A 24,979-nucleotide genomic window follows, 5' to 3' on the forward strand; every position below is an offset into this window, starting at 1 on the left:
CGGTGCGGTGGCGCCCCCAGTGCTGAGGAGGCCACCGCGTCACCGCCTCAGTGTGCGACGAACTCATCGGCCCCCGGCACGACCGTGAGCTGCCGCAGCCCGTGCGCCTCGACCACGAAGTTGTCCTCGATCTTCAGCACGGTCTCGATCCCGTCGACCACCACCGTGGTCTCCGGCTCGAGCGCGATGACCTCGCCCTCGATGAGCGTGACGTCCTCGTCCATGAGCCCGGGCGAGAAGAGCGTCGGCAGCTCGCAGATGCGCAGCCCCACCCCGTGGCCGATCGCGTACGGCGTGCGGCCGAGCCCGTGCCCCTCCAGGTACTCGTTGCAGGCGGCGAGCAGGGTCGACGCGCGGGCTCCCGGGACCGCGAGCTCCTGCGCGATCCGGTGCGCGGTGCGCAGATGCTCGTAGGCCTCGAGGTGCTCCTCGCGCGGCTCCCCGACGAACCCGGTCCTCCCCGCGTCCGAGGCGTATCCGCCCGGGCCGTAGCAGCCGATGTCGAAGAAGAACGGGTCGCCCTCGGCGAAGCGCCGACCGCCGGCGAACCAGTCCCCGGTGCCGTTGCGCAGGTTGCACACCGAGTGGGTGACGAACTCCACCCCCGCCGCCTGTTGGAAGGCCATTGCCGCCGCCAGCACGTCGTGATCGGTCCCGCCGACCCGCGCAGCGGCGAGCGCCGCCTCCATCGCACCCGCGTTGACCCGCGACACCGCGTCGAGCAGTGTGACCTCGATGGGGTGCTTCTCGCGGCGGATCCGGTGGAGCTCCGTGCCGACCGCGACGAACTCGACCCCCGACGTGTGCTCCGCGAGGCCGCTCAGCAGCCCGTGGTCGACCGAGTCGACGCCGATCCTCAGGCGGCTGCCCCCTGCGGCGATCGCACCGCCGACCGCGCGCACCCACGTCTTCGGGTTCGCCGTGGCGGCGGACCACGATGCGACCGGGATCACCTCGGTCACCCAGGGCAGCTCCGGGTACGGGGCGGTGATCGTCTCGTCGATGTACGGGAGGAAGACCTGCGCCGTGCCGTCCCTCCATACGAGCGCGGCGAACCACTCGGACTCGTTCGTCAGGTGCGCGCGGAAGTCGGTCGCGTAGCGGATGTGATCGGGCCCGACGAGCAGAAGCGCATCGACGCGCTGCGCGCGCATCGTCTCCTCGACGCGCGCGAACCTCGCGCGGTGCAGTTCGGTGGCGTCCGTTGCGGGCCAGCGGTACAGGGCGTTCACTGGGTTCCTTCTTCCTCGACGACGGGGGCCGCGCTGGTGCGGGCGTTCAGCACGAGCGACGATTCGACCCTGCCACGGCCCACTGGAGACCACCGGTACACGAACGCACCGACCACCGCGACGGCGACCGACGCGATGAGCGGTGCGGCATTGATCAGCCAGAGGTCCGCGGCCTCGCGCGGCCACAGCACGTTGGTAATCTCCAGCGCGAGCCACACCAGCGCCACCCACGACATCACGGTGCCGATCCGCCCCATGAAGAGTCGCTCGGTCGGGCGCCAGGTACCGCGGATCTTGGCGACCGCCAGCCCGACGACGGGGAACGCGAAGGCGACGTAGAACCCGACCGTCGTGAAGGCGACGAGCAGGGTGTTGACGTACTCGTTCTGCAGCAGGAGCAGCGCGATGATCGAGACGGCCCCGGTGAGCAGGATCGCGTTCGAGGGCAACCCGCCGGCCCCGCGGAGTCGCTTCAGCCAGCCGGCAGCCGGCAGCTCGTTCTCGCGGGCGTTCGCCCACACGAGGCGCGACACCGCGGCCTGGATCCCGACGAGGCTCGCGAGGAACGCGATGACGAACATCGCGAGGATCGCGTCGACGACCACCGGGGGGAAGTGGTACGCGAGCACGGCGATGATGGGATCGCCCTCGGACGCGGCCAGGATGTCGGCGAGATTCGGGATCGCCAGGATGATGGCGAAGCTCGTGAACAGGATCACGGCGCCCACACCGAGCAGCGAGAACACGATCGCGCGCGGCACGGCGTGCTTCGGGTTCTTCACTTCTTCGGCGATGCTGCTCGCGCTCTCGAAGCCGAGGAACGACCAGCCGGCGATCGCGACGAGGAAGACGAACGGAGTCATCATGAGCGGGGTGCCCGGCTCGGACTGCAGCCCCTCGGTGAGGATCGACGGATCCTGGTACCGGCCGAAGATCAGCAGGTACACGGCGACCCCGATCGACCCGACGACCTCCGCGACGATGCAGGCGGTGGCCACGATCTTCACGACCTTCCGCCCGGCGATGTTCACGACGGTCGTGAGAACGAGGAGCGCGACCGCCAGCATCACGAGCGTGCTCGGAGAGGTGGCGTCGAGCCCGAAGAGGATCGCGACGAACACGGCGCCCGAGTAGGCCACCGAGCTCAGGGCGATGAGCAGCGCCCAGGTGTACGCCCAGCCCGCGAACCACCCGTAGCGCGGACCGATCAGGCGCCGCGACCACTGGTAGACGCCGCCGGCGAGCGGCCAGCGGGAGGCCAGCACCCCGAGGGTGATCGCGACCGTGAGCTGGCCCGCGAGCGTGACGACCCATCCCCACCAGAAGGCGGGGCCGACGGTCGAGAGGCCGAGGCCGAAGATGCCGTACATCGCGACGATGGGCGAGACGAAGACGAACGCGAGGGAGAACGCGGACCACAGGGTGAACTCGCGCTTCATCACCCCCGTCTCGGTCGGTGGGGATTCGGAACGCTCGGTGCTGCTGACTGCGGTCATCGTGACTCTCCTTCGAGTACCTGGGGGGCGGTGGTGGGCGGGGTCGAACGGTGGAGCACGGGGGTGCCGTTGCGCCAGGTCGCCTCGACGCGGGCGGTGAGGAAGTCGGCCGGCTCGGGGTGCGCGGGGAGCCCGGAGACGATCGCGAAGTCGGCGGGGGCACCGGCGACCAGCCGGCCGAGCCGGTCGTCGGCGAACTGCGTGTAGGCGGCCCCGGTCGTGGCAGCGGTGATCGCGGCCGCGAGCGACAGGCGTTCCTCCGGGAGCCAGGAGCGGGCGAGGTCTCCCGCCACCTCCCGGCTCATGCCGACGCCGAGGGCCTGCAGCGGACTCGGCGTCGTGATGGGGAAGTCGCTCGACGAGGCGAGCCGCACGCCGGCCTCCGCGAGCGTGCGGAAGGGGTACTGGCGTTCCTCGCGGGGCCCCTGCAGGCGGCCGTTCGTCAGCCGACGGACGACCGCGTCGAGCTTCGCCCAGTAGGGCTGCACAGCGACCGTGACGTCGGCGGCGACGAGTCTCGCGAGATCGTTCGGCGCGACCAGCTGCGCGTGGGCGATCACCGGTCGTCGATCCCGCGCGCCATGTGCGTCCGTCGCGGCCTCGATGGCGTCGAGTGCGCTCGTGAGGCCCGCGTCGCCGATGGCGTGGATGTGCAGCTGGAACCCCAGCGCGTCGAAGGCCACGGCGGCCTCCGCGAGCTCGGCCGCGTCCCAGGCGGGGACGCCGCAGCAGGAGCCGCCGTGGTAGGGCTCGCTCACGTGCGCCGTTCCACCCTCGATGATGCCGTCGGCGAAGAATTTGATGGTGCGGGCCGAAAGGTCGGGCGAGCCGAGGGCATCGATGCGCTCGCGCGCCTCACGGTAGTCGGCGAGGTGCGCGCGCCACTCCCCGGGCACGGCGCGCAGGGCGAGGTTGAGGCGGACGGGGAGCCCGCGCTCGGCGGCGGCGAGATAGGCGTCGACATCGTCGAGCTCCACCCACGCGTCCTGCACCGCCGTGACGCCCTCGGCGCTCAGGATCCCCAGGCCGCGGAGCAGCGCGTCGGTGACCTCTGCCTCGGAGCGCGGCGGGATCGTTCGCAGCACGGGCATGAACGCGCCCCACTCGCGGAGCGTGCCCGAGGGGGTGCCGTCGGCGTCGCGCTCGATGATGCCGTCGGCCGGATCGGGGGTGTCGGCGGTGAGCCCAGCAGCGCGCAGGGCGAGTCGGTTCGCCCAGACCGTGTGGATGTCGCTCGACCGCAGCACGACCGGGCGATCCGGCACGACGCGGTCGAGGTCGGCGGCGAGGTAGGTGCCCGTGGGGTCGATGCTGAGGTCGAAGCCCTCACCCACGATCCACGGCGCCTCCGGGTGCTGCTCGGCGTAGTCGGCGACGATCCGGACGGCATCGGCCACACTCTCGGCCGCTCGGACGGGGGCGCCCGCGAGCTCCGTTCCCCCGATCAACGGGTGCGCGTGGGCGTCGACGAACCCCGGCAGGATCGTGCGGTCGTGGACGTCGACGACAGCGTGGGCCGGGAGCTCGGGCCGCGAAGACCCCGGGGGCAGGATCGCGGCGATCCGGGACCCCTCGACCAGGAGGTCGCCGCGCTCGAACGCGTCGCCCGTCCACAGGCGGGAGCCCGTCAGCAATCGTCTCGTCTGCTCCATTGCGGGCGGTCCCTCTCGTCGGTGTGGTGTTCATGGACGACGTGCGAACTGCGGTGCTCTTCGCCCCGCAGTGTCGATGTGCGGATCACTTTACCTAACAGGATTAGCTTTTCCAAATATTGTTAGGTATTACGATCGAGGGCCCGGATTTCGGTGCTAGCGTGGAGGCACACCAGCGAGGCGACAGGGAGCAGATGAAGCCGACGAAGGCCAGGGCTGTGCGCCAGCACGTCACCGAGGAGCGGATCATCGAGGCCGCGCTCGCGCTGATCCACGACGAGCCGTCGGGCACGTTCACCCTCGCGAAGCTCGCGAAGCGACTCGGCATCAGCACCCCCTCGCTCTACAGCCACGTGCCGAGCAAGCAGTACATCATCGAGCGCGTGCGCTCGCGGGTGGTCGCCGAGATCAGTTGCGAGGCGTTCGCCGACGCGCCGTGGGACGCGGCGCTCGCCGAGTGGGCCCGCTCCTACGCGAACGCGTTCGTGAAGCACCCCGAGACGATCCCGCTCCTGACGACGAACCCGGTGCAGGCGCCCGAGTTGCTCGCCCAGTACGAGACCATCGCCGAGGCGCTGCTCGCAGTCGGGTGGCCGCGCGAGGAGATCATCCCGGTCTTCACCGTCGTCGAGAGCTTCGTCATGGGATCCGTGCTCGACCTCGTGGCGCCCGTGCAGATGGTGCAGCCCGTGGACGGCGACGACTACCCCACGCTGCGATCCCTCCTCGGTGGGCGCGAAGTCGATATCCTGCGCGCCCAGCACACTTTCGACCTCGGGGTCGACGCGCTCATCGAGGGGCTCCGCGGGCGGCTCGCGCGCGTGCGCTCCGACGCCGCGGCGACCGCCTGAGACTCCCGCGACTCCCCACTTCGGCGTACCCTGAGGGTATGAGCATGCACGGAGAGTACAAGGTCCCGGGCGGCAAGCTGGTCGTCGTCGATTTCGAGGTCGCCGATGGCCGGATCGAGAGCTTCCGGCTTTCGGGCGACTTCTTCCTCGAACCCGACGACGCCCTCGAGTGCATCAACGCAGCCGTCGAGGGGCTCAACCCGAACGGCACCATCGAGGAGTTCGGGTCGGCGATCCACGAGGCCCTGCCGAGCGAGGTGCACCTGCTCGGATTCACCCCGGAGTCGGTGGGGGTGGCGATCCGGCGCGCGATCACCGGCGCCGCGCACTGGCGCGACTACGACTGGCAGATCCTGCACGAGCCCCCGGTCTCCCCCGTGCTCAACGCGGCCCTCGACGAAGTGCTGACGGCGGCTGTCGGCGAGGGGCTGCGCGGCCCGACGCTCCGCATCTGGGAGTGGAACGCGCCCGCGGTGTTCATCGGCAGCTTCCAGTCGGTGCGGAACGAGGTCGACGAGGAGCAGGCGGCCGCGCACGGCGCGCAGATCGTGCGCCGGATCTCGGGCGGCGGCGCCATGTTCATGGAGCCCGCGGCGTGCATCACGTACGCGTTGTACGTGCCGGGCGAACTCGTGCGCGGCATGAGCTTCGCGGACTCCTACGCCTACCTCGATGAGTGGGTGCTCGAGGCCCTGAAGGCGCTCGGGATCGACGCCGTCTACAAGCCGCTGAACGACATTACGAGTCCGATCGGCAAGATCGGCGGCGCGGCGCAGAAGCGGCTCGGATCCGGGGCCGTGCTGCACCACGTCACGATGGCCTACGACATGGACGCCGAGGCGATGACGCAGGTGCTGCGGATCGGACGCGAGAAGCTCTCCGACAAGGGCACCGCGAGCGCGCAGAAGCGCGTCGATCCGCTGCGCAGCCAGACCGGCCTCTCGCGCGAGGCGATCATCGAGAAAATGGTCGAGGTGTTCCAGCAGCGCCACGGCGGGGTGGCCGGTGAGGTCACCGAGGGCGAGTGGGACGCGGCGGAGCGGCTCGTCGAGCAGAAGTTCCTCACCGAGGAGTGGATCCGGCGCGTGCCGTAGGGTTCGGGATCGGGCGGGTCACGGCTCCGGCTGGGTCCGGTGGATCGCGCGCAGCGCTGGGGCCCGACGGACCACTCGCTGCCGTGCTCGCCCTACAGCGTGAGAATCACCTTCCCGGTGGTACCGCGCCCCTCGAGCGCGCGGTGCGCGTCGGCGGCTTCCGCGAGCGGGAATCGCGCGCCGATGCGCAGGTCGAGCGCGCCCTCGTCGATCGCCGCGAAGAGCTCGCCGTACCGCCAGGCGCGCTCCTCAGGAGTGCGGAGGAAGTGACCGAGCGACGGGCGGGTGACGGAGAGCGAGCCGCCGGCGTTGAGCCGCTGCAGGTCGAACGGCGGCACCGGTCCGCTCGCACCGCCGAAGAGCACCAGTGCGCCGCGCACCCGGAGCGCGCGGAGCGAGTCGTCGAACGTGTCTGTGCCGACCCCGTCGTACACGACGTCGACCCCTGCCCCGTCCGTCAGCTCCCGGGCCCGCTCGGCGAAGCCCGCGTAGTCGAGCGCCTCGGCCGCGCCCGCCGCGAGACTGAGCTCGCGCTTCTCGGGGGTCGACACGGTGGTCAGCACCCGCACGCCGCGCGCGGTGAGCAACTGCGTGAGGAGCAGCCCGACGCCGCCGGCGCCCGCGTGGACCAGCACCGTGTCGCCGGCTTCCGGGCGAGCGGCGGACGTGGCGAGATAGTGCGCGGTGAGCCCCTGGAGCGGCAGCGCGGCAGCGACCTCGGCGGTGATGCCGGCAGGCACCGCCACCGCGGCGGCCGCGGGCACGACGAACTGCTCGGCGTAGCTCGCCCGACCCTCGGCGGTGGTGACGAGCGTACCGACCTCGACCCCGGTCACCCCCTCGCCGACGGCGAGCACGGTGCCCGATGCCTCGGCGCCCGGCGTGAACGGGAACGGGACGCGGTAGAGCCCCGATCGCTGGTACGTCTCGATGAAGTTGACGCCCACGGCCGCCGTCGCAATGAGCAGTTCGCCGGGACCGGGGGCCGGCGACGCCGTCTCCTGGATCGTCAGGACCTCGGGGCCACCGGCCTCATTCGCAATGATCGCTCGCATGATTCGAGCCTACGACCGACCACGGACACGCGCTGAAGATTGCCGTTCGTGTCGGCGGCCCCTGGCGGTGCGAGCGACGATCCGGGACGATGGAAGCGCGTCGCCGGCGGCGTCTGAGCCCCGCGGAATCTGAGGCCCCCGCGATCCCGCACCCCGTGCAGCTCACCCGTCGAGCGCCGGCGCCGCACCCCCCGGGAAGTCCTCGAAGATGAGGATCGTGCGGGTATTGCGCACCCACGGGATCGACTGGATGTCCTCGAGCACGACCCGCCGCAGGTGGCTGTTGTCGCTCGCGCGCACGAGCAGCAGCACGTCGAAGTCGCCGCCGACGAGCGCGACGTGCTCCACCTCCTCGATCTCTCCCAGCCGGGATCGCACCTCCTGCCACCCCGTCTGATCGATCAGCAGGGTCACGTACGCCGACGCGTGCGCTCCGGACCGCACGGGATCGGTGCGCACGGTGAAGTTCACGATGACACCGGAGTCCACGAGCCGCTTCACCCGCGCGTGCGCCCCCGCCCGGGAGATGTGCACGGCTTCGGCCAGCGCCGTCATCGACACCCGCGCGTCGTCGCGCAGCACGTCGAGAATGGCGCGATCGATCTCATCGACGGTCACGGGTGCCTCCTCGCACTTCGCGGACGATGCCACGGCAATCGTCCACACTTTTTCAACTTATCGGTACAAATATACAGAAATCCACGATTCTGAATGGCAACTGTCCGCTGCAGGGGCAAGATTGTCGGCATATCGCTTTGCCCGGTCGAGGCCGGTTCAAGATTCGAGGAGGAATCGTGTCCACTCCAGACACCAGTCTGCTGCCGCGCGACACCCCCGTGCAACTGATCGACGAGCACGGCACCGCGACCCCCGATCCCGACTACGCGCTCCCCTCGGCCGAGCGACTGCAGCAGGCCTACGCCTCGCTCGTCAACGGCCGTCGCATCAACGACCAGTGCAACGCGCTCGTGCGCCAAGGCCGTCTCGCGGTCTACCCCTCGTCGAACGGGCAGGAGGCCTGCCAGGTGGCGGCCGCCCTCGCGCTGGCCGAGGGCGACTGGCTCTTCCCGACCTATCGCGACTCCGTCTCGGTGATCGCCCGCGGGGTCGCCCCCGAGGACGCGATGGTGCTGCTGCGCGGCGACTGGCACTCGGGCTACAACCCGCACGCGTTCGGCGTCGCTCCGCAGTCGACTCCGCTCGCCACCCAGCTGCTCCACGCGGTCGGTTTCGCCCACGCGGCGATGCTCCGGGGCGAGCCGACCGTGGTGCTCGCGATGTGCGGCGACGGCGCGACCAGCGAGGGCGACTTCCACGAGGCCATGAACTTCGCGGCCGTGTTCAAGCTGCCGGTCGTCTTCTTCGTGCAGAACAACGAGTTCGCGATCTCCGTCCCGCTCTCGCGTCAGACGGCCGCGCCGTCGCTCGCGCACAAGGCCATCGGCTACGGCATGCCCGGTCGGCGCGTCGACGGCAACGACGTCGCGGCGCTGCTCGCGGTGCTCCAGGAGGCGGTCGACCGTGGCCGACGCGGTGACGGGCCGACCCTCGTCGAGGCGCACACCTACCGCATGCTCGCCCACACGAACGCGGACGACGACACCCGCTACCGCGAGCGCGACGAGGTGCAGGCGTGGGTGGCGCGGGATCCGCTGAGCCGCGTCCGCACCTACCTCCGCGCGGAGGAGCTGCTCGATGACGCAGCCGAGGCCGCGATGACCGAGGAGGCCGAGGGGATCGCGGCGGAGCTGCGGGCGGCGATGAACGCCGATCCCGAGCTGGACCCGCAGGAGCTCTTCGCGCACGTGTTCGCCGAGAGGCCCGCGTCGCTCGAGGCGCAGTGGGAGCTGCTCCACGACGAGATCGAACGGACGGAGGCGGGCGCATGAGCACCGCGACGATGGACCGACACCCGCGCACCGAGACCCGGGGCGGCGACGCCGCTGCGGGATCCGGAATCGATGCACCCGGAACCGCCTCCACCGCCGAGCACGTCGTCGAGACCATGACGATGGCCGCCGCACTGAACCGCGCCCTCGCCGACGCGCTGGCCGAGGACGAACGGGTGCTCGTGTTCGGCGAGGACGTGGGGGCGCTCGGCGGCGTGTTCCGCATCACCGACGGGCTGACGGCCCGCTTCGGCGAGCGCCGCTGCTTCGACACCCCGCTCGCGGAGTCCGGGATCGTCGGCACCGCCGTCGGCATGGCGATGAACGGGCTGATCCCGGTCGTCGAGATGCAGTTCGACGCCTTTGCGCTCCCCGCGTTCGAGCAAGTGGTGAGCCACGTGGCAAAGCTCGGCAACCGCACGCGCGGCGACGTGCGCATGCCGATGGTGATCCGGATCCCCTTCGGGGGCGGGATCGGCGGCGTCGAGCACCACTGCGACTCCTCCGAGGCGTACTACGCGCACACCCCGGGCCTCACGGTCGTCTCCCCGTCGAACCCGCAGGACGCCTACTCCCTGCTGCGCGCGGCGATCGCGTCGCCGGATCCCGTCATCTTCATGGAGCCGAAGAAGCTTTACTGGTCGAAGGGCGTCGTCGACACCTCGATCACCGCGGATCTGCGACGTGCGAGTGTCGTGCGCGAGGGCAGTGACGTGACGCTCATCAGCTACGGACCGTCGGTCGCGGTCGCCCTGGAGGCGGCCGAGGCGCTGGCGGCCGAGGGGCGCAGCGCCCAGGTCGTCGACGTCCGTACCCTCACGCCGTTCGATGATGAGACCGTGTCGAACGCGGTCCGCGGCACCGGGCGGGCGGTCGTGATCGCCGAGGCGCCCGGGTTCGCGAGTGTCGCGTCCGAGATCCAGGCCCGCGTGTTCGAGCAGTGCTTCGAGGTCCTCGAGGCGCCCGTGCGCCGCGTCACGGGGTTCGACACTCCGTTCGCCTCACCGAAGTTCGAGCACTGGTACCTCCCCGACGTGGATCGTGTGCTCGATGCCGTCGACTCGCTGCACTGGGAGGGCTGAGCCCATGTCACCACAGGTCTTCCATTTGCCCGATCTCGGCGAGGGACTCACTGAGGCGGCGCTCGTCCGCTGGATGGTCGCGGTCGGCGACACCATCGCGGTCGACCAGGCGATCGCCGAGGTCGAGACGGCCAAGAGCATCGTCGAGCTGCCGTCCCCCTACGCGGGCATCGTGCTGGCGCTCCACGGCGAGGAGGGCGCGTCGATTCTGACCGGCGCCCCCGTGATCGAGGTCGGATCCGGTGCCGACGCCGGTGCGGCCGCGGCGGCTGACACGAGTGCCGTGGGTGTCTCCGGATCGCGCGACGCGTCAGCAGATTCCGGATCGGCCGCCACGGGATCCGCTGCATCCGCCGAGCACGAGGCCTACCGCCAGGAGGAGCAGGCCGGATCCGGCAACGTGCTCATCGGGTACGGCACCGGTGCGGGCCCCGCGAAGGGGCGCCGTCGTCGGCGCGGCGATGCTTCGGGCATCGCGCAGGCCGCCCCCGAGGCCGGGGAGGCGGCATCCGCAGCGGTCGCAGCGGTCGATGCAGCCGCGGGGATCGCAGCAGCCTCGCACTCCGCGCCGTCGACCGGCCCCGTCGCGGTGCGCTCGCCCATCGTGCGGCGCCTCGCGCGCGAGCTCGGGATCGATCCTCGATCTGTCACCCCGACCGGTCACGACGGGGCAGTGACCCGAGCCGACGTGCTCCGCGCGGCCGAGGCGTCGACGTCCGGCGCTGCCTCGCGTACGCCGGCACCCGATCCCGAATCGAACGCCTCGTCGGCCGCGCCGCGCGCGACCGGCCCACTGCGCGTGCTCCGCACCGAACCCTTCACTCCGCTGCGAAAGGCGGTGAGCGCGAAGCTCAGCCAGAGCCGCGCCGAGATCCCCGAGGCGACGGTGTGGGTCGATGTCGACCTGACCGAGCTGTGGGAGCTGCGCCCCCAGATGGCGGTGCCCGGCGAGCGGCCGCCGTCCCTCACGGCGCTCTTCGCGCGCTTCACGCTGCTCGCGCTGCAGGAGTACCCGTTGCTCGCCTCGCGCCTCAACGATCGCGGCGACGAGATCACCGTGTTCGACGGCACGAGCCTCGGCATCGCCGTGGACACGCCGCGCGGGCTGATGGTGCCGGTGATCCATCGCGCCGAGCATCGCACGGTCGCCGAGCTCGACGGCGACCTGCGCGAACTCAGCCGCGTCGCCCGCGAGGGCCGCACGCCCCCGGAGCAGTTGCGCGATTCGACGTTCACGCTCAACAACTACGGCGGCTTCGGGGTCGACGGCTCCGCCGCGATCATCAACCACCCCGAGGTGGCGCTGCTCGGGATCGGTCGTGTGCTGGAGCGGCCCTGGGTCGTCGACGGCCGGATCGTCGCCCGCCGCATCGCGCAGCTCTCGCTGGTGTTCGACCACCGGGTGTGCGACGGCGGGTATGCGGCAGGGTTCCTGCGCACGATCGTGGACCTGCTCGAGCACCCGCTGCGGGCGTACCCGCGGGTCTGATCGGGATCCCGGGTCGCCGGAGCTTCGGGAGCACAGCGGCTCGCTGGCTTCGGTCGGGGGCTCCAGTTCCACGTCATCAGGTCCACGTCTCCAGTTTCGGGGTCACTTGCGGGGGGTGTTTCGACACCAGCACCCCACCCAAGTGACCCCGCAAGCGACCGAGCGCGCAACACACGCTCCGAGCGCGCGATACGCGCACGGAGCCGCGCGAGATACGCGCACCGAGAACCTCGCAACACGCGTGCGGGCGGGCACCCGGAGGTGCCCGCCCGCAGATCCCGCGCGGTCCGCGCGACGCGCTACTCCGCGGGCGCGGCCACCACATCGTTGGAGCGCGTGTTGAGGGGTGCGCCCTTCGTCTCCTTGACCACCGAGACGGCGATCAGCGAGACGATCGTGACGCCCAGGATGTAGAGGCCGATCGTCCAGGACGCCCCGGTCGACTTAAACACCAGGTCCGCAATCAGCGGCGCGAACGCCCCGCCGAAGATGGCACCGATCGCGTAGCCGATCGAGACGCCCGAGTAGCGGATGTCCGCGGGGAACATCTCCGAATACAGCGCCGCCTGCGGACCGTAGGAGAGCCCCAGACCGATCGTCATCACGAACAGCGCGATGAAGTACATGACGATGTCGCCGGTATCGATCAGGAACCACATCGGGATGGCCCAGATCCCGAGCAGCACGTAGCCGATCTGGAAGGTGCGCACGCGCCCGATCTTGTCCGAGATGAACCCGCCGTAGAGCGTGAACGCGAGCCAGCCGAACGACGCGAGGGTCGTCGCGAGGAGCACCGGCGGACGCTCGAGGCCGAGACCGCCCTCCTCTACCGGACGCGACGCGTACGCCGAGAAGAAGGCGATGAGCAGATACCCGGCCGCGTTGTTCGCGATGAAGATGAGCGCGGCGAGGATGACCTCTTTCGCGTTCTTCGCGAACAGGGTCTTGAGGGGTGCGGCGGACTCGCCCTTGCGTTCCTGCAGCTCCTTGAACACGGGCGACTCCTCGACCGCGCGGCGGATGAAGTACCCGACGAAGATCAGCACGATCGAGAACAGGAACGGGATGCGCCAGCCCCAGGACAGGAACTGCTCCTCGGTGAGGGTCGTCGTGATGACGTACATCGTGGCGGTCGCGAGGATCATGCCGAGCGGCACGCCGATCTGCGGGTACGCCCCGAAGAAGCCGCGCTTGTTGACCGGCGCGTGCTCCACGGACATGAGCGCGGCACCGCCCCACTCGCCGCCCGCGGAGAAGCCCTGCAGCACGCGCAGCAGCACGAGCAGCACGGGGGCCGCGACGCCGATCTGGGCGTACGTCGGCAGGATCCCGATGAGCGCCGTGGCGAGGCCCATGAGGATCAGCGTCAGCACCAGCATGCGCTTGCGTCCGAGGCGGTCGCCGAGGTGCCCGGCCACGATCGCGCCGAGCGGGCGGAAGAGGAACGAGATGCCGAGCGAGGCCCACGCCACGATCTGACCGATGGTCTCGCCCGCGGGAGCGAAGTACAGCGTGGCGAAGACCGCCCCGGCCGCCTGCGCGTAGATGAAGAAGTCGTACCACTCGATGGTGGTCCCGACCACGGTGCCGGCGAGCACCTTGCGTTGTTCGGTTCTGCGGTCTGCAGTGACTGACATGAGAACTCCGTTGTTCGATCGTTGGTTGCGCGGTCCAGAATAACTAACCGACCGCTCGGCCAGTATTCGAGCCTACATGACGCTCGCGCCTTCGCACACCACCTTGCGCTGCTCCACTCTTGCGATCAGCGCGGAGATCCTCCACTCTCGCAATACTCCGCTCCCAGGAGCAGCCGTTTGCGCGAGCCCGGCGTCCCGTCTATCCTGAAATAATTACCGAACGATCAGTCATTAAATCGAGTGGTCGGCGTGGACAGAGAGGTCAACACACGTGACAGAGGCATTTCTCGTAGGTGGCGTGCGCACGCCGGTCGGCCGATACGGTGGCGCACTCGCGAACGTCCGGCCCGACGACCTCGCGGCGATCGTGCTCCGCGCCCTGGTCGAGCGCACCGGGATCGCGGCCGACGCCATCGACGAGGTGATCCTCGGCGCCGCGAACCAGGCGGGCGAGGACAACCGCAACGTCGCACGCATGGCGACCCTGCTCGCGGGCCTCCCGGACGCCCTCCCCGGCTACACCGTGAATCGACTCTGCGCCTCGGGCATGACGGCCGTCGCGAACGCCGCGCAGGCGATCCGCGCGGGCGACGCCGACGTGATCCTCGCGGGCGGGGTGGAGTCGATGACCCGCGCGCCCTGGGTGCAGGCGAAGCCGAGCAAGGCCTGGGCCAAGCCGGGTGACCAGTTCGACACCTCGATCGGCTGGCGCTTCACCAACCCCGAGTTCCTGCGGCGCGAGAAGGCCACCTTCTCCATGCCCGAGACGGCGGAAGAGGTCGCCCGAGTCGACGGCATCTCCCGGGACGACGCTGACGCGTTCGCCGCTGAGAGCCACCGCCGCGCGATCGCCGCGATCGAGGCCGGCCGCTTCGCCGATGAGATCGTGCCGGTCGAGGCCCCGCTCGGCCGCGGCAAGACCCAGCTCGTCGACACCGACGAGGGCCCCCGCCCCGGCACCACCCCCGAGGTGCTCGCCGGCCTCCGCCCCGTCGTCGCGGGCGGCTCGGTCGTCACCGCGGGCAATGCGTCGTCCCTCAACGACGGCGCGAGCGCGCTGCTCGTCGCGAGCGCCGAGGCCGTCGAGCGGCACGGACTCACCCCGCGCGCCCGCATCGTCACGAGTGTCTCCGCCGCCCTCGCCCCCGAGATCATGGGGCTCGGCCCGGTGCCCGCCACCGAGAAGGCCCTCGCACGCGCGGGCCTGACGATCGGCGACCTCGGCTCCGTCGAGATCAACGAGGCCTTCGCCTCGCAGTCGCTCGCGTCGATCCGCCGTCTCGGCCTCGATCCCGCCATCGTGAACGCGGACGGCGGCGCGATCGCCCTCGGCCACCCGCTCGGCTCGTCGGGATCCCGCCTCCTCGTCACCCTTCTCGGCCGCATGGAGCGCGAGGGCTCGCGCTACGGCCTCGCCACCATGTGCGTCGGCGTCGGCCAGGGCACCGCCACGATCATTGAACGGATCGACGCGTGAGCGCCGCAGAGTCCGCCGCGACCTCGCCGCTGCGGATCGAGGATCGCGGCACGCACCTGCTCGCGACACTCGACCGCCCGGAGAAACGCAACGCCATCGACCAGGACCTCATCGACGCGCTGCACGAGCTCTGCGCGCGCCTCGAGGCCTCGCCGCAAACCCTCGTGCTCCGCGGCGAGGGCGGCACCTTCGCGGCCGGCGCGGACATCGCCCAGCTGCGGGATCGCCGCGCGGCCGACGCGCGCGCGGGCATCAACACCCGGGCGTTCATGCGGATCAGCGCACTGCCCATGCCTGTCATCGCGGTGCTCGACGGCTACGCCCTCGGCGGCGGCGCCGAGCTGGCGTATGCGGCCGACATCCGGATCGGCACGGGCACCCTCAAGATCGGCAACCCCGAGACGGGGCTCGGCATCATCGCCGCGGCCGGGGCGACCTGGCGCCTGCGCGAACTCGTCGGCGAGCCGCTCGCGGCCGAGATCCTGCTCGCGGGCCGGATCCTCGACGCCGACGAGTCGCTCGCAGCCGGGCTCATCACCCACCTGCACGACGACGGCGACGCGGCCCTCGCGGCCGCGGAGAAGATCGCCGGGCGGATCGCGAAGCTCGATCCGGCAGCCACGCAGGCGTCGAAACGGGTGCTGCGCGCGCCGCGCGACGCCCACCCGCAGATCGACCTCGCCGAACAGGCCATCCTCTTCGAGAGCCCGGAGAAGATCCGGCGCATGACCGAGTTCCTCGAGCGAAAGCAGGCGAAATGACGAGCACACCGCTCCCCGCTCCGGCATCCGACACCGTGCCCTCCCGCGTCGGGGTGCTCGGTGGCGGCCGCATGGGCGGCGGGATCGCGCACGCCTTCCTGCTCGCAGGCGCCTACGTCGTGGTGGTCGAGCGCGACGTCGCGTCGGCGGATGCCGCCCGCGAGCGCATCGAGGCGAGCATCGACGCATCGATCACCCGGGGGTTCGACGGCGACGCGGCCCAGCTGAAGCAGGCGCTCACCGTGGCGATCGACGTCACCGCGTTCGGCGCGTGCCGGCTCGTCATCGAGGCCGTGCCCGAGTCGCTCGACCTCAAGCTCGAGGCGCTCACGGCCATCGAGCAGCAGCTCCCGGGCGACGCGGTCATCGCGTCGAACACGTCCTCGATCCCGCTCTCGCAGCTCGCCGAGGCGCTCGACCGGCCGGAGCGCTTCATCGGACTGCACTTCTTCAACCCGGTGCCCGCGTCGGCGCTCATCGAGGTCGTCGTGTGCGAGCTCACCGACCCCGCGCTGCCCGAGGTCGCCGCCGGCTGGGTGCGCGCCCTGGGCAAGACCCCGATCACGGTCGCCGACGCCCCCGGCTTCGCCTCGAGCCGCCTCGGCGTCGCCCTCGCGCTCGAGGCGATCCGCATGGTCGAGCAGGGTGTCGCGAGTCCGCAGGACATCGACCTCGCGATGGAACTCGGCTACCGGCATCCCTCCGGCCCCCTCAAGACCACCGACATCGTCGGGCTCGACGTGCGGCTCGGGATCGCCGAGCAGCTCGAGCGGGATCTCGGACCGAACTTCACCCCGCCCCAGCTGCTGCGCGACATGGTGGCCGAGGGCAAGCTCGGGCGCAAGAGCGGCCAGGGCTTCTACGACTGGAGCTGAGCGGCCAGCGGCCCGCCAGCACCCCACCGACACGTTTCAAAGGAGTCACCATGACACGCACACTGCAGAGCTACGTCCAGGATGCCTGGTGGAGCCCGGCCGATGACACCTCGGGCACCGAGGTGCGCGATGCCGTCTCCGGCGAGGCCGTCGCGACGGTCTCGAGCGCCGGGCTCGACCTCGCCGCCGCGATGGACCACGCCCGCACCGTCGGCCAGCGCGGCCTCGGCGCCCTCACCTTCCACCAGCGCGCGGTGATCCTGAAGCAGCTCGCCCTCGCGCTCACCGAGCGCAAGCAGGAGCTCTACGCCCTCTCCACCCGGACCGGCGCCACGAAGGCCGACTCCTGGGTCGACATCGACGGCGGCATCGGTGTGCTCTTCACCTACTCCGGCAAGGGCCGCCGCGAGCTGCCGAACGCGAAGGTGCAGCTCGACGGCCCCGTGGAGCCGCTGTCGAAGGACGGCACGTTCCTCGGTCGCCACATCCGCACCACGCTGCCGGGCGTCGTCGTGCAGATCAACGCCTTCAACTTCCCCGTCTGGGGTGCGCTCGAGAAGTTCGCCCCCGCGTTCCTCGCGGGCATGCCGACGATCATCAAGCCGGCGACCCCCGGCGCGTACCTCGCCGAGCAGATGGTGCGGATCATGCTCGAGTCGGGCCTGCTGCCCGAGGGATCCCTGCAGTTCGTCGCGGGATCGGTGCGCGACGTCTTCGACCACGCCCGCCTCGGCGACGTGGTCGCGTTCACCGGATCGGCCTCGACCGCCGACGCGCTCCGCCGCCACGACGCGGTGCAGACCGGCGGGGTGATCTTCGGCGCGGAGACCGACTCCATCAACGCCTCGGTGCTCGGCCCCGATGCGGTGCCCGGCACCCCCGAGTTCGACGCGTACGTGCGCCAGCTCGTCACCGAGATGACCACCAAGGCGGGTCAGAAGTGCACGGCGATCCGGCGCGCGATCGTGCCGGCTGAGCAGGCCGACGCGCTCGTCGAGGCCGTGCGGGATCGCATCGCGACCAAGGTCGTCGTCGGTGATCCGCGCGAGGAGGGCGTGACCATGGGGTCGCTCGCCTCGGTGGAGCAGCGCGACGAGGTGCTGCGGCAGGTCGCGAAGCTCGTCGAGGGCGGCGGCCGCATCGTGCTCGGCGAGGGGCAGACCCCCGGCGAGGACACCGCGTTCCTCTCCCCGATCCTGCTGCGCTTCGACGACCCCGAGGCCGCTCGGGTGCACGACACCGAGGCGTTCGGGCCCGTGTCCTCCGTGATCACCTACGCCTCGCCCGAGCAGGCCGCGGCGCTCGTCGTGCGCGGCGGCGGCTCGCTCGTCACGAGTGTCGCGTCGGCGGATCCCGCGTTCGTCGCGGGCCTCACCCGATCCGTCGCCTCGGCGAACGGCCGCATGCTGGTGCTCGACCGCACCGACGCGCGCAGCTCCACCGGGCACGGCTCGCCCCTGCCGAACCTCGTGCACGGCGGCCCCGGCCGCGCGGGCGGCGGGGAGGAGCTCGGCGGCGTGCGGAGCGTGTTCCACTACATGCAGCGCACCGCAATCCAGGGCAGCCCGGAAATGCTGACCGCGATTACCGGCGTCTGGCACGCCGGCGCCTCGACGCGCGACGACACCCACCCGTTCCGCAAGTCGCTGCAGGATCTCCGCATCGGCGACCGCGTCGTGTCGGAGGAGCGCGAGATCACCCTCGACGACATCAGCCACTTCGCCGAGTTCACGGGGGACACGTTCTACGCGCACACCGACGAGGAGGCCGCCGCGGCGAACCCGTTCTTCCCGGGGCGCGTGGCGCACGGTTACCTGCTGCTGTCGTTCGCCGCGGGTCTGTTCGTCTCCCCCGAGCCAGGGCCGGTGCTCGCGAACTACGGTCTCGAGAACCTGCGCTTCATCACCCCCGTGTCGCCGGGCGACCGCGTGCGAGTCGCTCTCACGGCGAAGCAGATCATCCCGCGCGAGACCGACGAGTACGGCGAGGTGCACTGGGACGCGGTGCTCACGAACCAGAACGACGAGATCGTCGCGACCTACGATGTGCTGACGCTCGTATCGAAGACGCCGGAGCTCGCCGCCGCGGAGTAGGGGCGGCCGGGCCCGAGTTCCACTTGGGATCCGCCGACCTGCCACCGTCTCGCCGAGCTGCCATCGGTTCGGCGTCGATACGGTGGCAGGTCAGCAGAAGAGTGGCAGGTCGGCGCGTTCGTGGCGGATCGGCGGAGCACGAACGCTCGGTGAAGCCGCGGCAACTCGACCCGCGACTACTCCGGGCGGTGCGAGACGGCCTCGAGGTTGTTGCCGTCGAGATCGCGGAAGAAGACGCCGTAGTAGTGCTCGTGGTACTCGGGCCAGAGGCGCGGCTCGTGCAGGATCTCGAGCCCGGTGGCCGCGGCCGCAGCTCCGACCGCGTCGACCTCGGCGCGACTGCCCGCCTGAAACGCGAGGTGGGACTCGTGCCGCGGATCCGTCGCCGTGCCCCCGCTCAGCCAGAAGTACGGAAGCTCCGGCCGACTGGCATCGGCAAACGCCACCACCGGTCCGGCCGGAGTCTCGAACCGCTGGCTTTCGACCAGCCCGATCGGCTGCAACGCTGCGGCGAGCGCAACGGCCGAGGCGGAGACATCGGTGACCTGGATCCCTACGTGATCGAACATGCCTTGAACCTACTCGCGGCCTCGAACACGGTCAACCGTTCGAGTCCCTCGTCGACCCTCGCGCCGACCTGCCACCGTCTCGCCCACCTGCCATCGGTTCGGCGCCGAAACGGTGGCAGGTCAGCAGAACGGTGGCAGCTCAGCGGGTGACGGCAGCTCAGCGGGTGACGGCAGCTCGGCGGGTGAGGGCAGCTCGGCGGGCACGGCCCGTCGCGAGCCCATCCCTAGCGGAAGTCGGTGGTCTCGTTCACGCGGAGACCCGAGCGCACGTACGACAGCACGGCCTGGGCGAGCGCCTGCGGCGGCGTCGGACCGTCGGGCCGGTACCACTCGACGAGCGAGTTCACGAGGCCGAAGGTGAAGCGCGCGGCGAGGCCGGGGTCGAGGTCGTCGCGCAGGGAGCCCTCTGCGCGCGCCGCCCGGAACGTCTCGCGCAGCCGGGCCGTGAGCACGCGCCGCCGCTCGAGCGCCCGCAGCTCGACCTCCGAGTTGCCGTGCAGACGCAGCAGCAGGATCAGGTAGGGCTGCTGCGCGCACGCGACGAGTACCGCTTCGCGCACGATGTAGCGGATCCGGGCGACCGCGTCGCCCCCCTGCGCCTCGGCATCGTCGAACACGCGCTCGAGCTCGCCGAGGGCGCGCTCGAGGGCGATCTCCAGCATCTCCGCCTTCGAGGCGAAGTGGTGGTAGACCGCCGACTTCGAGAGGCCGAGACGGCTCGCGATCATGCCGAGGGAGGACGCATCGTAGCCGTGGTCGGTGAACACCTGCACGATGACCTCGAGCATGCTGTTCTGATCGTGCCCGGGCCGGCCGCGGCGGGGCGCCTCGATGCTGCTCTCCATCAGGTGTGCACTCCCACCTTCACGCCCGACGGGCCGTCCGATTTCGCGCGGGGTTCCCCGCTCGATCCAATGTAGCGCAGGACCTCGGGAGCGCACCCGGCCCGGGTTGGCATCAGCGCAGGTCGTACAGCCGCTTGAGCTTGCCCTCGGAGCGGGGCAGCGTGCCGTGGTCGACCAGCTCGGCGCCGAGCGTCGTGCCGGCCCGATCCTTGATCCGCTTCTGCATGAGCCGCAGCCCGTCCGCGGCCTCCGCATCGCTCGCCCCCTCGCGCGCCTCGACCTTGACGGTGAGGTGATCCATCGTGCCCCGCTTCGTGAGCTCCAGGATGAAGTGGGTCGAGAGGGCCGGGATCTCGCACACGATCTCCTCGATCTGGGTCGGGAAGAGGTTCACGCCGCGCAGGATGATCATGTCGTCGTTGCGACCGGTGATCTTCGCGATGCGGCGGTGAGCCGGGCGCGCGGTGCCGGGCAGCAGCGAGGTGAGATCCCGCGTCCGATACCGGATCATCGGGAACGCCTCCTTGGTGAGCGTCGTGAAGACGAGCTCGCCCTGCTCGCCGTCCGCGACCTGGCGCAGCTCGTCGTCGATGATCTCCGGGAGGAAGTGATCCTCCCAGATGTGGGGGCCGTCCTGGGTCTCGACGCACTCGTTGCCGACGCCCGGGCCCATCATCTCGGACAGGCCGTAGATGTCGACGGCCTTGAGGTCGAGACGCGCCTCGATCTCGTGCCGCATCGCCTCGGTCCACGGCTCCGCCCCGCAGATCGCGACCTTCAGGCTCGACGCGCGGGGATCGAGGCCCGCCGCCTCGAACGCGTCCGCGATCGTCAGCAGGTAGCTCGGGGTGCACATGATGGCGTCGGGCTGGAAGTCGTTGATGAGCTGCACCTGCTTCTCGGTCTGCCCGCCCGACATCGGGATCACCGTGCAGCCGAGCCGCTCGATGCCGGCGTGGGCCCCGAGGCCGCCCGTGAAGAGGCCGTAGCCGTAGGCGTTGTGCACCTTCCATCCCGGCCGCACCCCGGAGGCGTAGAGGGAGCGGGCGATGAGGTCGGCCCAGTTCTCCAGGTCCTGGTCCGTGTAGCCGACCACCGTGAGGCGACCGGTGGTGCCGGAGGACGCGTGGATCCTGCGCACCTGGTCCATCGGCACCGCGAAGAGGCCGAAGGGGTAGTTCTGGCGCAGATCGTCCTTGGTCGTGAACGGCAGCCGCTCGATGTCGGAGAGCGCGCGGATGTCGTCGGGGTGGACTCCCGCCGCGTCGAACTTCTGACGGTAGAACGGCACGTTCTCATACGCATGGCGCACAGTCCATTGCAGTCGCTCGAGCTGGAGGGCCTCGAGCTCGTCTCGGCTGAGACGCTCGGCGTCGTGGAGACCGGACTCGGCAGTGAGTTGCGTGGTGTGGGACATGGCTTCCCTCGTTTCGGGATCGGGGTGTGCGGCGGTGACGTGGGAGGGGCGCGGGCGCAGGGCCTACACCTCGGTGGGGATGGGGCGGTTCGTGGCGAAGGATCGCCCGCGGAACTCGGCGATCACCTGACCCGCCTGATCCGTCACGGTGATGTCGTAGAGGCCGTTGCGGCCGGAGAGCCAGCGCCGCTCGGCGGTGGCGGTCAGCGTGTCGCCGGCGCGGCTCGCGCGCGTGAAGGTGATGTCGACACCGGACGCGACCACGGCGTTCTCCCCCTCATTGCAGGCGTACGCGAACGCGGTGTCGGCAAGGGTGAACACCATGCCGCCGTGCGTGATCCCGAACCCGTTGACCATGTCGTCGCGGATCGGCATCGTGAGCACGGATCGGCCCCGTTCGAGCTCGTCGATGCGGATCCCGAACGCGGTTTTCGCGGTGTCGGTGCGGAGCATAGCCGTGGCCGACCACGTCGGATCGAGGGCGATGCGGTCTTCGATGCCGATCGTCGGGTTCGGGTTCGTCGGTGAACTCATGTGCGCTCCATTGCGTTGTCCGGATCGAGGCGACCCCGAGAGGGATGCCCTCCGAGGGTACGTTGCCTTCGGGTTCGAGTGTGCGTATACTAACTGAATGGTCGGTAAGTAATTGCCCCACCGAGACTCTACCACTTCTTTCCCGCGCATCGGGAGAGCGATCCCGCCCGACCCTGACGCAAGGAGGCAGCAGATGTCGACGACGACCCCCACCGAGGCCGAGCAGCAGGCCCACTTCGACGCACTCATCGAGGCGGACCAGCGCATCGAGCCGCGCGACTGGATGCCGGAGAAGTACCGGAAGTCGCTGATCCGGCAGATCTCGCAGCACGCCCACTCCGAGATCATCGGCATGCAGCCCGAGGCCAACTGGATCACCCGCGCCCCGAGCCTCAAGCGCAAGGCGATCCTCATCGCCAAAGTGCAGGACGAGGCGGGCCACGGGCTCTACCTCTACTCCGCGGCGCAGACGCTCGGAATCACCCGCGAGGAGATGACGGACGCCCTCATCGAGGGTCGGGCGCGCTACTCCTCCATCTTCAACTACCACACCCCCAGCTGGGCCGACATGGGCGCGATCGGCTGGCTCGTCGACGGTGCCGCGATCTGCAACCAGGTGCCCCTCTGCCGCGCCTCATACGGCCCGTACGGCCGCGCGATGGTCCGGATCTGCAAGGAGGAGTCCTTCCACCAGCGGCAGGGCTTCGAGATCCTCTACGAACTCTCGCACGGCACCCCCGAGCAGAAGCAGATGGCGCAGGACGCGGTGAACCGCTGGTACTGGCCCTCGCTCATGATGTTCGGCCCGAGCGACGACGCCTCCCCCAACTCCGCGCAGTCGATCCAGTGGAAGATCAAGCGCTTCTCCAACGACGAGCTGCGTCAGCGCTTCGTCGGCATGTGCGTGCCGCAGTTCGAGGCGCTCGGGCTCGAGTGCCCCGACAAGGATCTGCGCTACGACGAGGAGACGGGCCAGTGGATCACGGGGAAGATCGACTGGGACGAGTTCACGCAGATCCTCGACGGCCGCGGTCCCGCGAACACCGACCGCCTGCGCAACCGTCGCGAGGCCCACGAGAACGGCGCCTGGGTGCGCGAGGCCGCGGTCGAGTACGCCCGCAAGGAGCGCGAGCGCAGCCGCTTCGCGGCCTAGCCCGCTCGATCCACCGACTGCACACCACACTGCGAGACACTGCACGACACTGAAGGAGACAAGGATGTCGACACCCGGCGAAGCGGGCACCGAGGCCTGGCCCCTGTGGGAGGTGTTCATCCGCGCGAACCGCGGCCTGAGCCACGTCCACGCGGGATCCCTGCACGCCCCCGACGAGGCCATGGCGCTGCGCAACGCGCGTGACCTCTACACGCGCCGCAACGAGGGCGTCTCGATCTGGGTGGTGCCCGCCGCGGCGATCACCACGAGCGACCCCGATTCCAAGGGCGTCTTCTTCGAGTCGCCGGCCGGGAAGAACTACCGCCACGCGGTGTACTACACGCGTGCGGAGGGGGTGAAGCACCTGTGAGCCACGACGTCGAACTCGATCCGCACGCGGATCCCCACGGTGATCTGCACGGCCACGGCGACGTGAGCGTCGACGAGCTCCGCCTCGCCGACGAGTTGCCGGGATCCGGCACCACCGCCACCCCCGACATCGCCGAGTACGCGATGCGCCTCGGCGACGACGCGCTGATCCTGTCGCAGCAGCTCGGCTGGTGGGTCGCGAAGGGCCCGGAACTCGAGGAGGATCTCGCCCTCAGCAACATCGCTCTCGACCTGCTCGGGCACGCCCGCGCGCTGCTGCACTTCGCCGGCACCGCGTCCGGGCGGTCGGAGGACGACCTCGCGTTCTGGCGCGACGAGCACGAATTCCGCAACTGCTGGCTCGTAGAGCAGCGCAACGGGCACTACGGCGACACGATCGCGCGCCAGTTCCTCTTCTCCGCGTACCAGGCCGAGCTCTACCGCGAGCTGCAGCAGAGCACCGACCCCACGCTCCGCGCGATCGCCGGCAAGGCCGAGCGCGAGGTGCGCTACCACCTGGATCACTCGGCGCAATGGATCCTGCGGTTCGCGGGCGGCACCGACGAGTCGCGTCGCCGCATCATCATCTCGCTCCGCGACGTGTGGCCGTACGTCGACGAGCTCTTCGTCGACGACGAGCTCACCGAGCGGCTGACCGGGGCCGTGCCGCGCCCCTCCTCGCTGCGGGCCGGATTCGACCGCACCGTGTCGACGGTGCTCTCGGAGGCCGCACTCGAGATCCCGCAGGCGCAGCCCGCGTGGGCGCAGGGCCGATCCGGAATCCACAGCACGCTCATGGGCCACCTGCTCACCGAGCTGCAGTGGCTGCCGCGCCGCCACCCCGGAGCATCATGGTGACGACGCTCCGCCCCGCCGACCCCGCCGCCGCGCGGGTCTGGGACATCGCGGCGCAGGTGCCGGATCCCGAGGTGCCGGTGCTGACCATCGAGGATCTGGGCGTGCTGCGCTCGGCCTCCGTCGGCTCCGACGGCGTGCGCGTCGTGCTCACCCCGACCTACTCCGGCTGCCCGGCGATCGACCAGATGCGGGACGACGTCACGTCCAAGCTGCGCGAGGCCGGCTACGAGCGGGTCGAGGTCGACTACACCCTCTCGCCCGCGTGGACCACGGACTGGATGAGCGAGGCGGGCAAGCACAAGCTCGAGGAGTACGGCATCGCACCGCCGAACTTCCGCGCCGCCGGCCGCCAGGGCCCGGTGCTCGTGCAGATGGCGGTGAAGTGCCCGCGCTGCCACTCCACCAGCACCCGCGAGATCGCGCGCTTCGGCTCGACCTCGTGCAAGTCGCTCTACGAGTGCACCGCCTGCCTCGAGCCGTTCGACTACTTCAAGGTCCACTAGGCGCCTCGCCGCACGACCGGGTACCACCTGCCCGGCCACCCCAGACTT

The 24,979-nt window shown here is 70.4% G+C and carries 23 protein-coding genes; 13 read left to right on the forward strand and 10 right to left on the reverse strand.

The genetic code is table 11. From position 1 onward, the window contains the following. Window positions 1-47 precede the first annotated feature (47 nt). From MUN76_RS08755 to MUN76_RS08765, 3 genes are read right to left on the reverse strand one after another with little or no spacing between them, the layout of a single operon-like run. A complete protein-coding gene (locus MUN76_RS08755) occupies window positions 48-1,232 on the reverse strand; it encodes a M24 family metallopeptidase (protein WP_244683997.1) in 1,185 nt (394 codons plus the stop codon). Then, window positions 1,229-2,728, reverse strand: a complete 1,500-nt coding sequence (locus tag MUN76_RS08760) for an APC family permease (RefSeq protein ID WP_244683999.1) — start codon at window positions 2,726-2,728, stop codon at window positions 1,229-1,231. Before MUN76_RS08760 ends, MUN76_RS08755 begins: the two co-directional genes overlap by 4 nt. Then, window positions 2,725-4,380, reverse strand: a complete 1,656-nt coding sequence (locus tag MUN76_RS08765) for an amidohydrolase (protein WP_244684001.1) — start codon at window positions 4,378-4,380, stop codon at window positions 2,725-2,727. The genes MUN76_RS08760 and MUN76_RS08765 overlap by 4 nt, the downstream gene beginning before the upstream one ends. Window positions 4,381-4,598: 218 nt before the next feature. Here MUN76_RS08765 and MUN76_RS08770 point away from each other — a divergent pair, with 218 nt between their 5' ends. Both MUN76_RS08770 and lplAB read left to right on the forward strand, forming a co-directional pair. Then, window positions 4,599-5,231 (forward strand): TetR/AcrR family transcriptional regulator, encoded by a 633-nt coding sequence (locus MUN76_RS08770; RefSeq protein ID WP_244684003.1) that lies wholly within the window; start codon window positions 4,599-4,601, stop codon window positions 5,229-5,231. Window positions 5,232-5,275: 44 nt separating this feature from the next. After that, on the forward strand, window positions 5,276-6,325 hold the full coding sequence (gene lplAB / locus MUN76_RS08775; RefSeq protein ID WP_244688733.1) for a lipoate-protein ligase LplAB: 1,050 nt from the start codon (window positions 5,276-5,278) through the stop codon (window positions 6,323-6,325). 92 nt (window positions 6,326-6,417) lie between these two features. Here lplAB and MUN76_RS08780 read toward each other — a convergent pair whose 3' ends face one another. Continuing rightward, the gene (locus tag MUN76_RS08780) at window positions 6,418-7,383 is read right to left on the reverse strand and encodes a quinone oxidoreductase family protein (protein WP_244688735.1); all 966 of its coding nucleotides are present in this window, start codon (window positions 7,381-7,383) and stop codon (window positions 6,418-6,420) included. Window positions 7,384-7,542: 159 nt separating this feature from the next. Next, a complete protein-coding gene (locus MUN76_RS08785; protein ID WP_244684004.1) occupies window positions 7,543-7,998 on the reverse strand; it encodes an Lrp/AsnC family transcriptional regulator in 456 nt (151 codons plus the stop codon). Window positions 7,999-8,174: 176 nt separating this feature from the next. Between MUN76_RS08785 and pdhA the strand changes: the two genes are divergently transcribed. The 3 genes from pdhA to MUN76_RS08800 are packed head-to-tail and all read left to right on the forward strand — an operon-like array spanning window position 8,175 to window position 11,840. Continuing rightward, entirely contained in the window at window positions 8,175-9,269 is a 1,095-nt protein-coding gene (pdhA, locus tag MUN76_RS08790; protein WP_244684006.1) for a pyruvate dehydrogenase (acetyl-transferring) E1 component subunit alpha, read from the forward strand. A gap of 11 nt (window positions 9,270-9,280) precedes the next feature. Then, complete coding sequence (locus tag MUN76_RS08795) at window positions 9,281-10,351, forward strand: alpha-ketoacid dehydrogenase subunit beta (RefSeq protein ID WP_429953363.1); 1,071 nt, start codon at window positions 9,281-9,283, stop codon at window positions 10,349-10,351. A 4-nt stretch (window positions 10,352-10,355) separates the two neighbouring features. Beyond that, a complete protein-coding gene (locus tag MUN76_RS08800) occupies window positions 10,356-11,840 on the forward strand; it encodes a dihydrolipoamide acetyltransferase family protein (protein WP_244684007.1) in 1,485 nt (494 codons plus the stop codon). Between the two features lie 299 nt (window positions 11,841-12,139). Here MUN76_RS08800 and MUN76_RS08805 read toward each other — a convergent pair whose 3' ends face one another. Next, window positions 12,140-13,477, reverse strand: a complete 1,338-nt coding sequence (locus MUN76_RS08805; protein WP_244684008.1) for an MFS transporter — start codon at window positions 13,475-13,477, stop codon at window positions 12,140-12,142. Between the two features lie 271 nt (window positions 13,478-13,748). On the opposite strand from MUN76_RS08805, the gene MUN76_RS08810 reads away from it, so the two are divergent. The 4 genes from MUN76_RS08810 to paaZ are packed head-to-tail and all read left to right on the forward strand — an operon-like array spanning window position 13,749 to window position 18,683. Beyond that, a complete protein-coding gene (locus tag MUN76_RS08810; protein WP_244684009.1) occupies window positions 13,749-14,954 on the forward strand; it encodes a thiolase family protein in 1,206 nt (401 codons plus the stop codon). Further along, window positions 14,951-15,715: an enoyl-CoA hydratase/isomerase family protein gene (locus tag MUN76_RS08815; RefSeq protein ID WP_244684010.1), complete on the forward strand. Its 765-nt coding sequence runs from the start codon at window positions 14,951-14,953 to the stop codon at window positions 15,713-15,715. Before MUN76_RS08810 ends, MUN76_RS08815 begins: the two co-directional genes overlap by 4 nt. Continuing rightward, complete coding sequence (locus MUN76_RS08820) at window positions 15,712-16,590, forward strand: 3-hydroxyacyl-CoA dehydrogenase family protein (RefSeq protein WP_244684011.1); 879 nt, start codon at window positions 15,712-15,714, stop codon at window positions 16,588-16,590. Before MUN76_RS08815 ends, MUN76_RS08820 begins: the two co-directional genes overlap by 4 nt. Before the next feature lie 50 nt (window positions 16,591-16,640). Continuing rightward, entirely contained in the window at window positions 16,641-18,683 is a 2,043-nt protein-coding gene (paaZ, locus tag MUN76_RS08825; protein ID WP_244684012.1) for a phenylacetic acid degradation bifunctional protein PaaZ, read from the forward strand. Between the two features lie 176 nt (window positions 18,684-18,859). On the opposite strand, the gene MUN76_RS08830 is transcribed toward paaZ, so the two are convergent. The 4 genes from MUN76_RS08830 to paaI all read right to left on the reverse strand — a co-directional run bounded on the left by MUN76_RS08830 (window position 18,860) and on the right by paaI (window position 22,048). Further along, the gene (locus MUN76_RS08830; protein WP_244684013.1) at window positions 18,860-19,252 is read right to left on the reverse strand and encodes a VOC family protein; all 393 of its coding nucleotides are present in this window, start codon (window positions 19,250-19,252) and stop codon (window positions 18,860-18,862) included. Between the two features lie 224 nt (window positions 19,253-19,476). Then, a complete protein-coding gene (locus MUN76_RS08835) occupies window positions 19,477-20,097 on the reverse strand; it encodes a TetR/AcrR family transcriptional regulator (RefSeq protein ID WP_244684014.1) in 621 nt (206 codons plus the stop codon). Window positions 20,098-20,209: 112 nt separating this feature from the next. Further along, window positions 20,210-21,514: a phenylacetate--CoA ligase PaaK gene (gene paaK, locus MUN76_RS08840; protein ID WP_244684016.1), complete on the reverse strand. Its 1,305-nt coding sequence runs from the start codon at window positions 21,512-21,514 to the stop codon at window positions 20,210-20,212. Between the two features lie 63 nt (window positions 21,515-21,577). Further along, window positions 21,578-22,048: a hydroxyphenylacetyl-CoA thioesterase PaaI gene (paaI, locus tag MUN76_RS08845; RefSeq protein WP_244684017.1), complete on the reverse strand. Its 471-nt coding sequence runs from the start codon at window positions 22,046-22,048 to the stop codon at window positions 21,578-21,580. Window positions 22,049-22,241: 193 nt separating this feature from the next. On the opposite strand from paaI, the gene paaA reads away from it, so the two are divergent. The 4 genes from paaA (at window position 22,242) to paaD (ending at window position 24,931) form a co-directional block, all read left to right on the forward strand. Continuing rightward, entirely contained in the window at window positions 22,242-23,201 is a 960-nt protein-coding gene (paaA, locus tag MUN76_RS08850) for a 1,2-phenylacetyl-CoA epoxidase subunit PaaA (RefSeq protein WP_244684018.1), read from the forward strand. Between the two features lie 64 nt (window positions 23,202-23,265). After that, window positions 23,266-23,571 carry a 1,2-phenylacetyl-CoA epoxidase subunit PaaB gene (gene paaB, locus MUN76_RS08855; RefSeq protein WP_244684019.1) on the forward strand — a complete coding sequence of 102 codons (306 nt, stop codon included), beginning with the start codon at window positions 23,266-23,268 and terminating at the stop codon, window positions 23,569-23,571. Next, on the forward strand, window positions 23,568-24,428 hold the full coding sequence (gene paaC / locus MUN76_RS08860) for a 1,2-phenylacetyl-CoA epoxidase subunit PaaC (protein ID WP_244684020.1): 861 nt from the start codon (window positions 23,568-23,570) through the stop codon (window positions 24,426-24,428). The genes paaB and paaC overlap by 4 nt, the downstream gene beginning before the upstream one ends. After that, the gene (gene paaD, locus MUN76_RS08865; RefSeq protein WP_429953365.1) at window positions 24,425-24,931 is read left to right on the forward strand and encodes a 1,2-phenylacetyl-CoA epoxidase subunit PaaD; all 507 of its coding nucleotides are present in this window, start codon (window positions 24,425-24,427) and stop codon (window positions 24,929-24,931) included. The genes paaC and paaD overlap by 4 nt, the downstream gene beginning before the upstream one ends. Window positions 24,932-24,979: the final 48 nt, after the last annotated feature.

The sequence above is a fragment of the Leucobacter rhizosphaerae genome, from assembly GCF_022919175.1.
GTDB lineage: Bacteria > Actinomycetota > Actinomycetes > Actinomycetales > Microbacteriaceae > Leucobacter > Leucobacter rhizosphaerae.

Bases quoted from the DNA above. Each gene is read 5' to 3' on its own strand.
- MUN76_RS08760 (WP_244683999.1), bottom strand. From the start codon at position 2,728: ATGACCGCAGTCAGCAGCACCGAGCGTTCCGAATCCCCACCGACCGAG.
- MUN76_RS08765 (WP_244684001.1), bottom strand. From the start codon at position 4,380: ATGGAGCAGACGAGACGATTGCTGACGGGCTCCCGCCTGTGGACGGGC.
- lplAB (WP_244688733.1), top strand. From the start codon at position 5,276: ATGCACGGAGAGTACAAGGTCCCGGGCGGCAAGCTGGTCGTCGTCGAT.
- MUN76_RS08795 (WP_429953363.1), top strand. From the start codon at position 9,281: ATGGACCGACACCCGCGCACCGAGACCCGGGGCGGCGACGCCGCTGCG.
- MUN76_RS08800 (WP_244684007.1), top strand. From the start codon at position 10,356: ATGTCACCACAGGTCTTCCATTTGCCCGATCTCGGCGAGGGACTCACT.
- MUN76_RS08805 (WP_244684008.1), bottom strand. From the start codon at position 13,477: ATGTCAGTCACTGCAGACCGCAGAACCGAACAACGCAAGGTGCTCGCC.
- MUN76_RS08820 (WP_244684011.1), top strand. From the start codon at position 15,712: ATGACGAGCACACCGCTCCCCGCTCCGGCATCCGACACCGTGCCCTCC.
- paaZ (WP_244684012.1), top strand. From the start codon at position 16,641: ATGACACGCACACTGCAGAGCTACGTCCAGGATGCCTGGTGGAGCCCG.
- MUN76_RS08830 (WP_244684013.1), bottom strand. From the start codon at position 19,252: ATGTTCGATCACGTAGGGATCCAGGTCACCGATGTCTCCGCCTCGGCC.
- MUN76_RS08835 (WP_244684014.1), bottom strand. From the start codon at position 20,097: ATGGAGAGCAGCATCGAGGCGCCCCGCCGCGGCCGGCCCGGGCACGAT.
- paaK (WP_244684016.1), bottom strand. From the start codon at position 21,514: ATGTCCCACACCACGCAACTCACTGCCGAGTCCGGTCTCCACGACGCC.
- paaI (WP_244684017.1), bottom strand. From the start codon at position 22,048: ATGAGTTCACCGACGAACCCGAACCCGACGATCGGCATCGAAGACCGC.
- paaA (WP_244684018.1), top strand. From the start codon at position 22,242: ATGTCGACGACGACCCCCACCGAGGCCGAGCAGCAGGCCCACTTCGAC.
- paaB (WP_244684019.1), top strand. From the start codon at position 23,266: ATGTCGACACCCGGCGAAGCGGGCACCGAGGCCTGGCCCCTGTGGGAG.